Source organism: Pseudomonas sp. MM213 (assembly GCF_020423045.1).
GTDB lineage: Bacteria > Pseudomonadota > Gammaproteobacteria > Pseudomonadales > Pseudomonadaceae > Aquipseudomonas > Aquipseudomonas migulae.
In genome coordinates this window covers 5,677,777-5,693,087 of the sequence record NZ_CP081943.1, presented here as the reverse complement: position 1 = coordinate 5,693,087, position 15,311 = coordinate 5,677,777, and the positions used below count along the sequence as shown (strand labels likewise).

The window sequence follows — 15,311 nt, the reverse complement described above, 5'->3', positions numbered from 1 at the left end:
CTGAACAGCCTCGCTGCAATTCACCCCTGTAGGAGCGAGGCTTGCCCGCGAAAGCACTATTTCGGCAGAAATCTATGTAACTGACACACCGCCTTCGCGGGCAAGCCACGCTCCTACAAGGAATCGCGGCGCTGCGATAATCGGCACAAACAACAACGGGCCTGCAATGCAGGCCCGTTTTTCGTTGGGACGTTAAATCAGGCGTCAGCCGTTTTGTGCAGCCTGTTCGTTCTCGAGAAACTCGTCTTCCAGCAGCGCATCGGCTGCACGCCTCTCGAACGGCACCACAGCGGCACGTGGTTTGCCCCGCAGTTTGCCAAACAGATGTTCCAGTGCATGTTCGAGTTTTTCAGCCGCACCGTCGATCGCCAGTTCCAGGTTTTCGGCTTTATGGGTGACAGAAATCGGTTGGTGGCCTTTTGGCCGCGCTTCCAGCTGGCAGCGCAAATCATGGGGACCGGGCTTGTCGCCGTTCTCGTCCCGCAGATGGACCTCGACGCGTGTCAGGTCCTCTTCATAACGTTCGAGCGTGCTCTCAATGGTAGTACGTACCCACTCCTCCAGTCGGATGCTGCTTTGAATATGGTTATCGCTGTTGACTTGGATTTGCATAGTTCATCCCTTATTTCAGCTAGCTCGCGAGAGGCCCCTCGGCTGGCCCTTGGGCGTCATCACCGTGACCTCTTGGTTACACAATCGGTCTGTACGCCGAACAATTCAACCCCTGAAAAAAGATAAATTTTCATACGCAAAAAAAGCCGGACAAGGAGCAAAAGCGCTGTTAAGGTCGGGAGTTGGGTCGCTTCACTTCTTTGTCATAATTACTCACATCTGCCGCTCCGCCAGTGGGTGCAGGCTGCGAAAAACTCCTGCCTCCTCTACCAGCCAGTCATGCACAGCGCGCACGCCCGGATGGCTCAGCGCCCCCGGCGCATACAGCAGCACGTAACGTTTGTGATTGGGCACCGCCAACCCGAACGGCACAATCAACGTCCCGCGCTCCAGCTCATCGTTCAACAACGTTCGCCGCGCAATCGCCACGCCCATGCCGGCAATCGCCGCTTCGATGGTCAGGTGATTGCGATTGAACGTGTGCCCGCGCCGCACGTCCGCGCCTTCGAAGCCGATGGCGTTGAGATAGAACTCCCACTCCGCGTACTCGTAACTGCCGCGCCAGGCCGTAATGTCGTGCAACAGCGGAAAGTGCGACAGGTCTGCCGGGCCATGCAACGGCGGCCGTCCGCGCAACAGGCTCGGCGCGCACACCGGGAAGATCTGTTCGTCGAGCAAGGTTGTGGATAACAAGCCAGGGTAGCTGCCATCGTTCAGGTCGATGGCCAGGTCAAAGTCGCCCTCGTGCAACGGCACGCTGCTGTCCTCGGCCACCAGGCGTAACTGAATGTCCGGAAAACGCTGCTGCAAGCGCGGCAGACGCGGGGTCAGCCATTTGCTCAGGAACGATGGAATCGACCGTACCCGCAAAATCCCGCTGATCATTCCCGCGTCCAGTCGTCGCAATTCCGCGTCGATGCTGCCGTAAGCCTCGTTGACCGTAATGGCCAGTCGCTGGCCTTGCGCGCTCAACTCCACGCCCCGGGCACGCCGGTGGAACAGTCGAAACCCCAGCCGTTCTTCCAGTTGTCGGATTTGCTGACTGACCGCCCCCGGCGTGATGTGCAGTTCTTCGGCGCAACGGGTGAAGGACAAGTGCCGTGCGGCACAGGAAAACACGTGCAGCCAGACGTAAGTCTGGGCGTGCAATTGGCGACTCATTGTTTAGTCCTGCTAAAGGCTGTCTTAGGAAGTTTCGTTGGTCACGTAGGACCGAGGTAGGCAGTATCGCCGACATTGCGCTTGTCCTACAAAAATGGCAGCGATTTCTCTTCCATTGCTTGTATAGGCTTTAGCATGGCTATCAGTGTTTTTGATCTTTTCAAAGTCGGCATCGGTCCGTCCAGTTCTCACACCGTCGGCCCGATGCGCGCCGCCGCGACCTTTGCCCAGGCACTGATTGACCAGCATTTGCTGGACGCCGTACGCCGAGTGGAAATCCGCCTGTACGGCTCCCTTTCCGCCACCGGCGTCGGCCACGCCACCGACCGTGCCTGCGTCATGGGCCTGATGGGCGAATGGCCAGACAGCATCGACCCGACCAGCATCGACAGCCGCATCAAAACACTGCTCGATACCGGCGAACTGAGTCTGGCCGGTAAAACCACCATCGCCTTCAACTGGCAACGCGATCTCCTGCTGCTCGACGAGAGCCTGCCCTACCACCCCAACGCCATGTCGCTGACAGCTTTCGGCGACACCGGTGAGCTGTCGGAGCAAACGTACTACTCGATCGGCGGCGGTTTCATCATCGAAGCCGCCGAAGCCGAGTCCGGCATCGCGCCGACCAGCGACGTGGTGCTGCCGTATGATTTTTCCAGCGCCGCCGAATTGCTCAAGCTCTGCAATCAGCATGGCCTGCGGGTTTCCGAGTTGATGATGGCCAACGAACGGGCCTGGCGCAGCGAAGCCGAAATCCGTCAGGGCTTGCTGCACATCTGGTCGGTGATGCGCGAGTGCGTCGAGCAGGGTTTACGCCACGAAGGCATCCTGCCCGGCGGTCTGAATGTTCCGCGCCGCGCAGCGAAATTGCACCGCAGCCTGTTGGAAATCGGCAAGCCGAATGTCATCACTTCGACACTGTCTGCGATGGAATGGGTGAACCTGTTTGCCCTCGCCGTGAACGAAGAAAACGCCGCCGGCGGACGGATGGTCACCGCGCCTACCAACGGCGCGGCCGGGATCATTCCCGCCGTCCTGCACTACTACATGAAATTCAACCCGGACGCGTCGGACGATGACGTCGTTGCGTTCTTTTTGGGCGCCGCGGCCGTAGGCATTCTCTGTAAGAAAAACGCCTCGATCTCCGGCGCCGAAGTCGGCTGCCAGGGCGAAGTCGGTTCGGCGTGCGCCATGGCTGCCGCCGGTCTGGCCGACGTACTGGGCGCCACGCCCGAGCAACTGGAAAACGCCGCCGAAATCGGCCTGGAACACAACCTGGGCCTGACCTGCGACCCGGTCGGCGGCCTGGTGCAAGTGCCGTGTATCGAGCGCAACGCCATCGCGGCCGTGAAGGCGATCAACGCCACGCAAATGGCCCTGCGCGGCGACGGCAAACACTTCATTTCCCTGGACCGGGTGATCCGCACCATGCGCGATACCGGCGCCGACATGCACGACAAATACAAAGAGACTTCACGGGGCGGCCTGGCTGTCAGCTGGGTGGAGTGCTGAGGAGCATTCCCGACCGTCCGCAACACGTGAGCCCGAGCAAGAATAATAACGAGGCCAATAACGATGACCGATGTACGTACACCTGCTGCCGATAATCCTGCTGTAGACCTGACACGCAATACAGAAACAGCCCACAAGGGCTGGAGCAAACACGACACCACCTGGATGCTGGGCCTCTACGGCACGGCGATTGGCGCCGGCACGCTGTTCCTGCCGATCAACGCTGGCGTGGGTGGCTTCTGGCCGCTGCTGATCCTGGCGGTGCTGGCGTTTCCAATGACCTTCTTCGCCCACCGGGGCCTGACTCGCTTCGTGCTGTCGGGACGCTCCGGGGACATCACCGAAGTGGTGGAAGAACACTTCGGCATCGGTGCCGGCAAGCTGATCACGCTGCTGTATTTTTTCGCGATTTTCCCGATTCTGCTGGTGTACAGCGTGGCGCTGACCAACACCCTCAGCAGTTTCATGGAGCACCAGTTGCACATCGCCCCGCCACCTCGGGCGGTGCTGTCGCTGGGGCTGATCCTTGGCTTGATGGCGATTGTCCGCTGCGGCCAGGGCGTCATCGTCAAATGCATGAGCGTGCTGGTTTACCCGTTCGTCGCGGCGTTGCTGCTGCTCGGTATCAGTCTGATTCCGAACTGGAACGGTGCGTTCTTCGCCACCGCCGGTGAAGGCATGCCGATGCCACTGTTCTTCAAAACGCTGTGGCTGGCGATCCCGGTGATGGTGTTTTCGTTCAACCATTCGCCGATCATCTCCGCCTTCGCAGTCGATCAGAAGCAGCGGTACGGCGAGCAAGCCGAGCGCAAGAGCAGCGGCATCCTCGCCATTGCCCACGGGATGATGGTGGTGACCGTGATGTTCTTCTGTTTCAGCTGCGTGCTGGCCCTGTCCCCGGCTGATCTGGCCGCGGCGAAGGCACAGAACATCTCGATCCTGTCGTACCTGGCCAACCACTTCCAGACCCCGGTCATTGCCTACGCCGCGCCGCTGATTGCGCTGGTGGCGATCACCAAATCCTTCCTCGGCCATTACATCGGCGCCAGCGAAGGCTTTCAGGGCCTGATCGTGAAAAGCCTGCGTGGCCGTGGCCGGGTGATGTCGGCGAGCTGGCTGAACCGCATCACTGCGCTGTTCATGATCCTCAGCTGCTGGGCCGTGGCCACTTTCAACCCGAGCATCCTCGGCATGATCGAAACCCTCGGCGGGCCGATCATTGCGTGCCTGTTGTTCCTGATGCCGATGTACGCCATCCGTCGCGTGCCGGCTTTGCGCCAGTATTCGGGCCAGGCGTCGAACGTGTTCGTGGTGTTGATCGGTCTGATTGCACTGTCTGCGATCATCTACTCATTCATGCCCTGAAACGGGCAAAGTTCTTGTAGGAGCGAGCCTGCTCGCGATGGTCTCGAGAGCGCCACGTTTACCCGGTAAACACGCGTTATCGTTGACGAACATCGCGAGCAAGCTCGCTCCTACATTGTTCGACAATCTTTCCGGCATGCCCCTTGCTACATCCCTGACGAGGCAAAAAGGATGTTTGAAAACCTCAGCGAGCGACAGGCCGATGGTCCGGTGTTGCGAACCAACCCGATTATGGCCGGTCAACAACTGCACGTTCAATCAGGCGGTGACGCATCATGGACAACCCTTTTCAGCTCATTACCGATGCCTTTGCACCGGATTACCAGATCAACCTGAGCATTCAGGGGCTGGACGGCAGCATCATGCTGACCCTCTCCAACAGCGGCCGCGTCGTGGCCAAGCGAATGATCAGCGCCGAACAACGCAATGACCCCAAGCGCCTCAAACGCCTGGTGCAAAGTATTCAATTCGGCATCGCCATCGAGCAGGGTCACAGCGCAATGACCATCCTCGAAGCCATGACCGACAGCGACAATCGCACCCCGCCGCCGCCATCGACCAAAGCCCACCCGCGCCCCGCCATGCGGTTTTAAATCTCGCCCTTCTCCACTTCGGGATGCTCACCGGAACCCGCACCGGTCTTGCGTTGCGGGTGTTCGATCTTCACCGAAGGGAATTGCGACGAGGCGTAACGCACCACCAGAATCGCAAACGCCAGCAGCAGAATCCCGCCGCACAGGTAAATGATGCCCAGGTCCGGCGGATTGTGGTGCGAGACGTTGGAGATCAACAAACGCGTCAGCGCGGTGATCGCCACGTAGATCAGGAAACGCACCGGCATGTGATTGGTCTTGAAGTAAATCCCGACCATCGCGCCCAGTTCGAGGTAGATGAACAGCAGCAAGATGTCGTCGATCTTGATGTGCCCCGCTTCGATCATCCCCAGAAACTCCATCACCGCCGCCCAAGCGGTCACCGCACCGATGGCGAACAACGCCAGGTAGTGGAAGGTCTCGACGAACAGATTGCCCAGGGATTCGGCCAGTTGGTGCACGTTCTGCCGCAGGTTCTCGGCCCAGTTGATTTTCACGATGATTCTTCCTTAGCTCGGTTCGAGCGGATGATGCCGGTTGGACGTGACGGTTGTTCTGCATGCAGAAAAAAGGCCAGAGGCGCCCGACTGAGAAGGAAGCCGTCTGACATTAGGCACTTCTGAACCTCATTTCTTCCTACTGCAACCGCACCTTTCCCATCCAAGCCTGTTATTTCTAACAGTATCGCTGGAAAGAAAATTGAGGCAGATTCACTTGAATTCAGCTCAGGACATCGGGAAATTTCATGTCTAACACTGCTTTCAGCCTGGATACTTCAACACCAAGCATCATGGCCGTTGACCCGAGAGGCCTCGCCGTTCGTAAAGTGGCCTATTGCAGAAAAGTAGCAGGGGGCAAAGCTGAGTCACGTGTTACCCATCAGCGTTACAACAACATCGCTCAACTAGTCGCCAGCTGGGACCCTCGAATATCTAAGCAAGCGGAAACCGAACCTGACTTGAAAGCCAATATCACTACCATCTACAGCTTGAACAGCATAGTGGTGATGACCGATAGTGCTGATGCTGGCTGGCTTTTGGCACTTGCAAATGAGGCGGACACGGTTTATTCAACTTGGGACACACGAAAAAGCTATCGGTACACGCAGTACGACATCCTAATGCGCCCAACTTCAGTGAGCGAACAAGGAGCGGAGACTGCGCCAAAAACAGTGGAGCGCTTCGTTTATGGTGAAGGAACCGCTCAATCGGCCGAAAATAACTATTGCGGCCGTATCGTACGCCATGATGATACTGCCGGCAGCAAGCGAATTATCGGATACACACTGAATGGTAAGCCGCTCGGAGAGTCTCGACGTTTTCTCAAGGATCTACGAATTCCTTCCTGGCCAGTTGAGTTACCCCTTCGTGACGAGCAATTGCAGGAGGAGGAATACACCTCTAACTTTCTGTACGCGCCGACCAGCGATCTACTAGTTCAAGTCGATGCCCTAGGCAACCGCCAACGCCATCAATACAATGTGGCCGGACAGTTAACTCAAACATATCTGAAACTATTTGAACTTCACGAAAAAGCGGTACTGAGCAATGTGTGCTACAACGCATCCGGTCAAGTGAAGTGCGAAACTGCAGGCAATGGTGTGATCAGTAGCGCCCACTATCGCCCTGAAGACGGACGACTCATATCTCTCTTATCGAAACACCCCGCAAACGAAGTTATACAAAACTTAACCTACGACCATGATCCTGTGGGCAATATCATCCGCATTGCAGATGCAGCCCTAACAACACGCCACTTTAAAAACCAGTGCATTACACCTATCTCGACTTATTGCTATGACACCTTGTACCAATTGATTGAAGCTAGGGGTCGCGAGAGTTGTACGCCTACTAATGGCCCAGAACTCCCTATCTATCAATCCCTGCCGCTTGATCCAAGTCAAATGGCCAATTATGTACAAACCTATGACTACGATGATGGCGGCAACTTGATGAAACTGGTGCACGTCGGGGCGCAGCAATACTGCCGACAGATGACTACGGCGACAAATAGTAATCGCAGTCTACCCTTGAGTGATGATGGATACATTGCTGACTTCGCCAACAGCTTTGACCCTAACGGCAACCTCAAACGGCTGCAACCAGGTCCCGAAATGATATGGAACCTGCGTAATCAACTGCATGAGTTCACCTTGGTCCATCGACCGAACGGTGCCAATGACAGTGAGTGGTATAGCTATGATGGCGGTGGGCAGCGCGTGCGCAAAGTCCGAACCACTCAAGCCAAAAACGTTACCCATATTGCTGAAGTGTTGTATTTGCCTGGAGTGGAAGTACGCAACAATACAGATGGAAATGAAGCCCTACACGTGATCAGTGTACATGCAGGGCGAAGCACTTTGCGGGTTTTACATTGGATCAGCGCTCCCCCGAAGGACGTCGAGAATGATCAAATACGTTACGGACTTTACGATCAGGTGGGTTCCAACACCCTGGAACTGGATGAACGTGCGCGCCCATTGAATCGCGAAGGCTATTACCCATTTGGCGGTACAGCGTGGTGTGCGACTCGCAGTGAAACCGAGGGCAAATATAAGACCATTCGTTATTCGGGCAAGGAGCGGGACTCCAGCGGACTTTATTATTATGGCGCGCGATACTATGTATCGTGGTGGTTACGGTGGCTTAATCCAGATCCGGCTGGAAGTATTGATGGACTAAACTTCTATTGCATGGTCAGAAACAACCCCATCACCCTACGAGATGCTCATGGAAATTTCTCTGTTCTTGATGTATTTACAGCCGTCGCTGTTGCCACCGCCGTCCTTTTAATTTTTGGCAAGCAGATGGAGCGATTCATAGTAAATTCTCGGGTACGAGACGTTGGGATTTCTGCTATTCGAGAAAAAGACCCTGAATTCAGCGATCAAATAGAAAATGGCCTAAAGCGAGCAATCGAGCTTTCAGAAAATACCATAGCAATACTGACCCATGGATTAAGCAATGAATTTAGTGACATACAAAAAGAAATACTGATAGCAAATTATGGCTCTATCGACCACGCACCAAAATTGCTATCGGACACTACACTGGTACACGCTGACCTTTTAGATCGCGCATCCAACCTAGATACAATGATAGCAACAGCATCAGGATCTCCTGGCGTCTTAGCTTATGTATCCCCAGAAGACCCATCAAAGAAAATAAATTTTACAAACTCTGCGAAATTAATCAGCACACCCGACTCATTCGCCCAGCTTATCTTACATGAGCAATCCCACGTTTCAGCTAGCACAGAAGACAACTTCTATTTGAACGTCAATCCAATGTCCTCAATCAGCAACCCAACAATTACCGCACTCCACCACACTGTGTTAGCCGATACTATTATTTCGGGGAAAGCAACAGCACAAAACTTTGAAGAACCCGCAGCTAAAAAAGCTTTATTAATAGCAACCAAAAAAAATAATCTATCCGAGGCAATTACTGTATTTAATCAGAACAAAGAAATACGTGTAAATCTAGTACGCCCCAATGCAGACACATTCGCCCACACTGTTTCATCGCTTGGAAAAATGAAGAACTCCACATCCAACTTCTTCTTGTCTGAACTGAGGAAACACCGAAATCAATGATGTTTTATACAGTAGTACTACCTCAACTTACGAGGTTCCGTGACATCAATTTTCCCCGCGAGGGATTCTTGAACCGTGGGGCTTCCAACGATCCTAGGAAAATCCTCTACCAAAAGCATGAGTATTCGTTTATTCTGCAGACTGTATAAATGAACAGTATCAAAAAGTAAAAATTCACGCAAAGGCATGTGAGGTGGTGAATGGCCGTCGAAGTGGTATACCGCAGCAGCCGAGATCTGGAGCGCTTGTTCATGGATAAAGCCGAAGCTGACCGTCATGACAAAATGCTCGAACTGGCCGAATTGCTGGCTGAAGTGTTGCAAAAAGCCGTTCCGTCCCTGACCGAGCAGCAAGTGGAAGAAGCCGGGATCTACATGGCGAAGAATCGCGATGTGTTCGCCAAGGCGTTCAAGAGCCAGCCGGATGCGTTGTCCGAGCTGCTGAGCGCGCCTGTTGAAGTCGCAGAACAGGTTGAAGTGGCAGAAACAGCTGAGCCGACCAAGCCAGCCAAAGCCGCTAAAACGCCGAAGTAAGCAACAGCCGAATTGAACAGGCCCTGAGTCGAATGACTCAGGGCCTTTTTCATGCCTGCGAAAAACGCGGCTCAAACCGTTCGCGGCGTTCGCTCGTCTGCAGCTGTCGAGCTTCCACGTACTGACGCACCCCATGGCGACTGCGGAGAAAGTCCCTGGATGACGTAGAGATACGTTTCTTGCGCAGCGTAGTCGAGCACGCTGATCAAACCGCCGACATAGCTACCGTTGTAAAGGAAACCATCAAAGTTATAGGTCACCGTGAAGGTGATCTGTGCCTCGGCACTTTTGCCCGAGGCCTCGATGATCGTGCCCGCCAACGTTGCTGGCGATACGGTGCTTCCCTCGTACGGGATCGGATCCTGGTAGAAATCCGGTAGCGCCAATGCGCCCGTCACCGAATCGGTGTCGAACGTCAACGTGCCGCTCTGCCAAACCTGCAACCCGTTCGGGTTGGCGCTCGCGTCGAACAGGCTGACGGAGAAGGTGTAAGAAGTGCTCATGATTTCACCCATGGCCGTTCAACGACGTTCAACAGGTAGACCTCTTCACTGTCAGGCGTCAGTGAAAACAGGTAGCCATTGTTGAGGAAGTCCTCGTGATCGCTGACATCGATGGGCCAACCGGGGTACTGATTACCGTCGGCGTCCAGCACCCACATGAACTTGACGTTGTAGTCTGTCGGGGTGGCCGATTTGTAGACACCGCCGGCGACCTGCGTCCCGTCGTCAAACCGCGCCCATGCCATGACGACCGGCGAGCCAACACTGATTTCGTCGGGCACCGGGGTATTGCCCTGCATGATCAGCGTCCACGCCTCTTTACCGCCTGCAGGCAGCATCATTCGCGCAACGTATTGCGGCGTCGGCGATCCTGCTGCCTGTCCCGTAACGGCGCCCTGACCAACGCCCGTGCCCTGCGCGACATTGAGGGTATAACCAAACGTGTTTTCACCGGGTTGCTGCACCGGGCCGGTGATGGTGCAGATCAGGCCATTTTGCTGGGCGACCTCCACGTAGGGGTCCCAGGAACCGGGCGTCGATCCCGAATTGATAACGCAGTTGATGGCCGGGTTTTCAGACTGGTAGAGGGTGAAGAAGACGTTGCCGTCGTTGTCCCATAAACCGGTGCTCACCGGACCTGCGGTGCCGGGGGTGAAAATAGTGATCTGCCCGCCGTAATTGGCGCCGTTATCGTCGCTGACAAACGACACGCCAATATCAAGGCTGGAGTTGATCGTGAAATTGCAGGTGAGAGAAGTACTGGAAGACATGATTCGCTCCTTGAAATCACGAAAAAGCAGTGCGCCAGTCATGATTGCCCCAGACGCTGGCAGGCCCTCATCAACCGGGCGGGTGGCGTTGCGCCATCCCGCTTGCAGCGTAGTCAGGTCTTTAGAATTTGCCAGCGAGGTGAAGGACGCGGCGAGCCTTCACCGGTACAAGACTTTCTCCGCCAACTCGTCTGCCACCCGGGCGGGGGAACGTTTCTCAGCCTGGGCATGGGCGAACACTTCGGTCAGCCGTGAGCTGATTTTCGACAAGTGTGCGGTGATGGTCGTCAGCTCTTCGCCACGGTGTTTGAGCGACACGTAGATCAGCCCGCCGGCATTGATCACATAATCCGGCGCATAAAGAATGCCTCGCCGTTCCAGTTGATCCGCGACATCCAGATGAGTCAGTTGGTTATTCGCCGAACCGGCCACCGCCGAGCATCGCAGTTGCGTGACGGTGTTGCTGTTGAGCACGCCGCCGAGGCCGCACGGCGCGAGAATGTCGCAAGGCGTGCTGAGCAACGCCTCGTTGGCAATCGGGTGAGCCCCGAGTTGCTCCATCGCCAGTTGCACCTTGCCGTGATCGATGTCGCTGACCAGCAGTTCGGCACCGGCGGCGTGTAACTGCTCGGCCAAGGCATAACCGACATTGCCCAGGCCTTGAATGGCCACGCGCAGGCCTTCGAGGTTGTCGCTGCCCAGGCGAGCCATGGCGGTGGCACGAATGCCGGTGAATACGCCCATCGCCGCGTGAGGCGCCGGGTCGCCCGCCGAAGTGGTGCTGGTGACGTGCTGGGTCTGTTGGGCGATGCAATCCATGTCCGCCACTGAGGTACCGCTGTCGATGGCCGTGATGTAGCGCCCGTCGAGCTGATTGATGCAGCGCCCGAACGCTTCGAACAGCGCGGCGCGGTTTTCCACATGGACCGGTCGAACAATCACCGCCACGCCGCCACCCTGAGCCAGGCCGGCCAGTGCCGCCTTGTAACTCATGCCTTGAGCCAGACGAATGGCATCCTCGACCGCGGACTCGTCGCTTGGATAGGCAAGGTAACGACACCCGCCCAGGGCAGGCCCCAGACGGCTGTTATGAATAGCAATGACCGCCTTCAACCCGGTGACCGAGTCGACGCTCAGATGCAGCGATTCAAGGCGAGTGCTTTGCATGAGAGCGAACATCGTAAGGGCTCCCGAATCACTTCTTGTAGTCGCCAGTATAGGCTTGCGCCCAAAATTTGCAGAAGCGCACCGGAATAAGCGGCGCCGCCATTCAGGCTTTCGGACATAACCTGCGCGGCACTGGACGAATGCCGCAGGGGAGGCTAAAACGAGGCATGTCCCGGAGATTTTGATGACGCCCCGCCAACGTTTTTTCGACTGCCTGCAACGATCACCGCCCGCGCTGTTCGAAGCGGCGCTGTGGATTGCCGTCGAGCACGATAAAGAGGTGGATCCGCAGGCGGTACTGGCAAATTTCAAGGACCTGCAACAACGCGTCAGTTACGGCTTGCCGATGTTGCCGGTCAGCGAGCTGGCCCAGCCGCTGTTGCGACGCCTGAATGATCTGGGGTACGCCCAGGACGATTTCACGCCATTGCGACCGCAAGTGGCCTTGCTCGACAAAGTGCTGGAGCGCCGGCGTGGCCAGCCATTGGCCCTGGGCCTGATTGCACTGGAACTGGCCAGAGGCCTGGAAATTCCCTTGGTCGGGGTCAACTTCCCAGGGCATTTCCTGCTGCGGGTTCCGGGGGCCGATCACCTGCTGGACCCTTGCGGCGGTCGACGGTTGTACCCCAACGATTGCCGGGAACTGCTGCAACGCCAGTACGGCCCGAACATGAAACTCAGCGCCGAACATTTGCTGACCGCCGAGCCGGTGCAAATGCTCCAGCGGTTATCACGTAACCTGCGCCAGTTGCACCTTTCCCACGATGACTACATTGGCGCGTTGATCGACGCCGAACGCGTGCTGGAACTGGGCAACGCCAGCGCCTCCGACTACCTGGCCCGGGCCAGCCTTTACCAGCGGCTGGACTGCCCGAACGCCGAGCGTTTCGATCTGGAGCATGCGCTGCTGCTCAGCGACGACCCGATCCAGCGGATCCGCCTGACCGAACGACTCGGCCACCTGCCCCCCAACTCCATCGTCCACTGAACCTGCAGGCGCCAGCTTGCTGGCGATTCAAACACCGCGGTCCCACAGGAACACCGCGTTATCGTTCTTCGCGAGCAAGCTTCGCTCCTACAGGGAATTGTGCGGCAATTGAACCTGTAGGAGCCGGCTTGCTGGCGATTCAAACGCCGCGGTCAGTCAGGAACACCGCGTTATCGTTCTTCGCGAGCAAGCTTCGCTCCTACAGGGAATTGTGCGGTATTTGAACCTGTAGGAGCCGGCTTGCTGGCGATTCAAACGCCGCGGTCAGTCAGGAACACCGCGTTATCGTTCTTCGCGAGCAAGCTTCGCTCCTACAGGGAATTGTGCGGTATTTGAACCTGTAGGAGCCGGCTTGCTGGCGATTCAAACGCCGCGGTCAGTCAGGAACACCGCGTTATCGTTCTTCGCGAGCAAGCTTCGCTCCTACAGGGAATTGTGCGGTATTTGAACCTGTAGGAGCCGGCTTGCTGGCGATTGAGACGCCGCGGTCAGTCAGGAACACCGCGTCATCGTTCATCGCGAGCAAGCTTCGCTCCTACAGGGGGCGGTGTGATGTTTTCAAGGAGTGTCTGGCTGATTGGCCGGGTGCGCTTTCATGAACGCTGGATGCGTCGCGGCCAGCGTCGCCACTCGACGAATCCGTGGATACGCCTCCAGCGAAATGTTGAAACGTTCAGCCGCGTACAACTGCGGAATCAGGTACACATCCGCCAGCCCCGGTTCAGCGCCGAAGCAATAACCTTCATCACCAATCAACTGTTCCACCGTCACCAGCCCTTGGCTGATCCAGTGCCCGATCCACTCGACCACCTGCGGTTCATCGTGGCCCAACTGCCGCAGCCTGTTGAGCACGCTGACGTTGTGCAGCGGATGCACGTCGCAGCCAATCACCGCCGCCACACCGCGCTCATGCGCGCGAGCGGCGAGGTCTTTGGACAGCAGTGGCACCTGTGGATAACGTTCCTCCAGGTACTCGATGATCGCCGGAGACTGGATCAGCAACTCGCCTTCGTCGGTGCGCAAGGCCGGCACCCGGCCTTGCGGATTGATCGCCAGATACGGTGGCTGGCGATGCTCACCACCCGGCGGCGCGATCAGGTTGATCGGCAGCGCCCGGTAATCCAGGCCCTTCAACGCCAATGCGATACGCACCCGGTAAGACGAGGTCGAACGGTAGTAGGTATAGAGTTCCATGACCCGTTCCTCTTAACGCGCCGGCAGCACTTTGCCGCGGCATTCGCCGAAACCGATGGAGGCAAAACCGTCGCGGCTGCAACGGGCGCGCAGGATAATTTCGTCGCCGTCCTCAAGGAATTTACGCACTTCGCCGGAGGCCAGTTCGATCGGCTTTTTACCGCCCTCGGTGATTTCCAGCAGGCTGCCGAATTGACCGTTTTCCGGCCCCGACAAAGTGCCCGAGCCGAACAGATCGCCGGCCTGCAACTGGCAGCCGTTGACGCTGTGGTGCGCGACCATTTGCGCCACGGTCCAGTACATGTGTCGGGTGTTGCTCAGGGTCAGGCGATGGGCCGGCAGGTTCTGCTCGCGCATGCCTTCGGTCAGCAGCAGCACTTCCAGTTCGATGTCGAAGGCACCCGCGGCCTGGTCACGTTTGTCGAACAGGTAAGGCAGCGGCTGCGGATCACCTTCCGGACGCGCCGGTTGCGCACGACGGAACGGCTCCAGCGCTTCGGCCGTCACCACCCATGGCGAGATGCTGGTAATGAAACTCTTCGACAGGAACGGCCCCAGAGGCTGGTATTCCCACGCCTGGATATCCCGCGCGGACCAGTCGTTGAGCAGGCAGAAACCGGCGATGTGATCGGCGGCGTCGCCGATGGCAATCGAGTCGCCCATGTCGTTGCCCTGGCCGATCCAGATGCCCAGTTCCAGTTCGTAGTCCAGCCGTGCACACGGGCCGAAGGTCGGTTCGGTCTGACCGGCCGGCAGGGTCTGGCCTTTCGGACGGCGAACGTCGGTGCCGGACGGGCGAATGGTCGATGCGCGGCCGTGGTAACCGATCGGCACGTACTTGTAGTTCGGCAGCAGCGGGTTGTCGGGACGGAACAGTTTGCCGACGTTTTGCGCGTGCTCGATGCCGACGTAGAAGTCGGTGTAATCGTTGATTTTCGCCGGCAGGTGCATCTCGCAGTTCGCCGCCAGCGGCAGCAGTTTTGCACCTTGGGCTTCGATCTTGCCGTGCAGGGTGCTGCCTTCCTTGAACAGTTCGATCAAGCGCTCACGCAGGGCAACACGAGCCTCGCGGCCGAGTTCGAAAAACGCATTGAGCTGACCGCCACGGGTGGCTTCGACCGCCGCTTTTGCAGCGCCGTCGAACAGGCCGGCGTCCAGAGCTGCTTGCAGATCAAAGATGTGTTCGCCAATCGCCACGCCACTGCGCGGCGCAGAACCCTTCACGCTGAACACGCCCAGCGGCAGGTTTTGCAGGGGGAAGTCGACATGGCCGTTGGCGGAGGCAACCCAGCTACGAGTGATGGAAGTCTGAGTCATG

General features: G+C 57.3%; 13 protein-coding genes and 1 pseudogene. 6 read left to right on the top strand and 8 right to left on the bottom strand.

What is annotated here, in order from left to right; translation table 11 throughout:
- Positions 1-204 precede the first annotated feature (204 nt).
- A complete protein-coding gene (locus K5R88_RS25825; RefSeq protein ID WP_008025327.1) occupies positions 205-612 on the bottom strand; it encodes an HPF/RaiA family ribosome-associated protein in 408 nt (135 codons plus the stop codon).
- A 213-nt stretch (positions 613-825) separates the two neighbouring features.
- Entirely contained in the window at positions 826-1,773 is a 948-nt protein-coding gene (locus K5R88_RS25820) for a LysR substrate-binding domain-containing protein (protein ID WP_008025326.1), read from the bottom strand.
- Between the two features lie 135 nt (positions 1,774-1,908).
- Here K5R88_RS25820 and K5R88_RS25815 point away from each other — a divergent pair, with 135 nt between their 5' ends.
- From K5R88_RS25815 to K5R88_RS25805, 3 genes are all read left to right on the top strand, one after another.
- A complete protein-coding gene (locus K5R88_RS25815; protein ID WP_226298612.1) occupies positions 1,909-3,285 on the top strand; it encodes an L-serine ammonia-lyase in 1,377 nt (458 codons plus the stop codon).
- Between the two features lie 63 nt (positions 3,286-3,348).
- On the top strand, positions 3,349-4,650 hold the full coding sequence (locus K5R88_RS25810; protein ID WP_226298611.1) for an HAAAP family serine/threonine permease: 1,302 nt from the start codon (positions 3,349-3,351) through the stop codon (positions 4,648-4,650).
- Positions 4,651-4,925: 275 nt separating this feature from the next.
- On the top strand, positions 4,926-5,243 hold the full coding sequence (locus tag K5R88_RS25805) for a DUF3509 domain-containing protein (protein WP_008025323.1): 318 nt from the start codon (positions 4,926-4,928) through the stop codon (positions 5,241-5,243).
- Here K5R88_RS25805 and K5R88_RS25800 read toward each other — a convergent pair.
- The gene (locus tag K5R88_RS25800) at positions 5,240-5,740 is read right to left on the bottom strand and encodes a phosphate-starvation-inducible protein PsiE (RefSeq protein WP_192417342.1); all 501 of its coding nucleotides are present in this window, start codon (positions 5,738-5,740) and stop codon (positions 5,240-5,242) included. The genes K5R88_RS25805 and K5R88_RS25800 overlap by 4 nt on opposite strands.
- A 248-nt stretch (positions 5,741-5,988) precedes the next feature.
- Between K5R88_RS25800 and K5R88_RS25795 the strand changes: the two genes are divergently transcribed.
- Together K5R88_RS25795 and K5R88_RS25790 are read left to right on the top strand one after the other, a co-directional pair.
- Positions 5,989-8,838: an RHS repeat domain-containing protein gene (locus K5R88_RS25795; RefSeq protein ID WP_226298610.1), complete on the top strand. Its 2,850-nt coding sequence runs from the start codon at positions 5,989-5,991 to the stop codon at positions 8,836-8,838.
- A 200-nt stretch (positions 8,839-9,038) separates the two neighbouring features.
- Positions 9,039-9,278: pseudogene (locus K5R88_RS25790) on the top strand (YebG family protein); the annotation flags it as partial.
- 164 nt (positions 9,279-9,442) lie between these two features.
- Here the strand turns inward: K5R88_RS25790 and K5R88_RS25785 are convergent.
- The 3 genes from K5R88_RS25785 to K5R88_RS25775 form a co-directional block, all read right to left on the bottom strand.
- Entirely contained in the window at positions 9,443-9,874 is a 432-nt protein-coding gene (locus tag K5R88_RS25785) for a hypothetical protein (RefSeq protein WP_008041821.1), read from the bottom strand.
- Positions 9,871-10,686: a hypothetical protein gene (locus K5R88_RS25780; protein ID WP_226298609.1), complete on the bottom strand. Its 816-nt coding sequence runs from the start codon at positions 10,684-10,686 to the stop codon at positions 9,871-9,873. The genes K5R88_RS25785 and K5R88_RS25780 overlap by 4 nt, the downstream gene beginning before the upstream one ends.
- Before the next feature lie 117 nt (positions 10,687-10,803).
- Positions 10,804-11,823: a Glu/Leu/Phe/Val dehydrogenase family protein gene (locus K5R88_RS25775; RefSeq protein ID WP_008025318.1), complete on the bottom strand. Its 1,020-nt coding sequence runs from the start codon at positions 11,821-11,823 to the stop codon at positions 10,804-10,806.
- A gap of 172 nt (positions 11,824-11,995) precedes the next feature.
- Here K5R88_RS25775 and K5R88_RS25770 point away from each other — a divergent pair, with 172 nt between their 5' ends.
- A complete protein-coding gene (locus tag K5R88_RS25770; protein ID WP_008025317.1) occupies positions 11,996-12,799 on the top strand; it encodes a SirB1 family protein in 804 nt (267 codons plus the stop codon).
- Between the two features lie 558 nt (positions 12,800-13,357).
- On the opposite strand, the gene maiA is transcribed toward K5R88_RS25770, so the two are convergent.
- Positions 13,358-13,993 carry a maleylacetoacetate isomerase gene (gene maiA / locus K5R88_RS25765; protein ID WP_226298608.1) on the bottom strand — a complete coding sequence of 212 codons (636 nt, stop codon included), beginning with the start codon at positions 13,991-13,993 and terminating at the stop codon, positions 13,358-13,360.
- Positions 13,994-14,005: 12 nt separating this feature from the next.
- The gene (gene fahA / locus K5R88_RS25760) at positions 14,006-15,310 is read right to left on the bottom strand and encodes a fumarylacetoacetase (RefSeq protein WP_008027000.1); all 1,305 of its coding nucleotides are present in this window, start codon (positions 15,308-15,310) and stop codon (positions 14,006-14,008) included.
- Position 15,311: the final 1 nt, after the last annotated feature.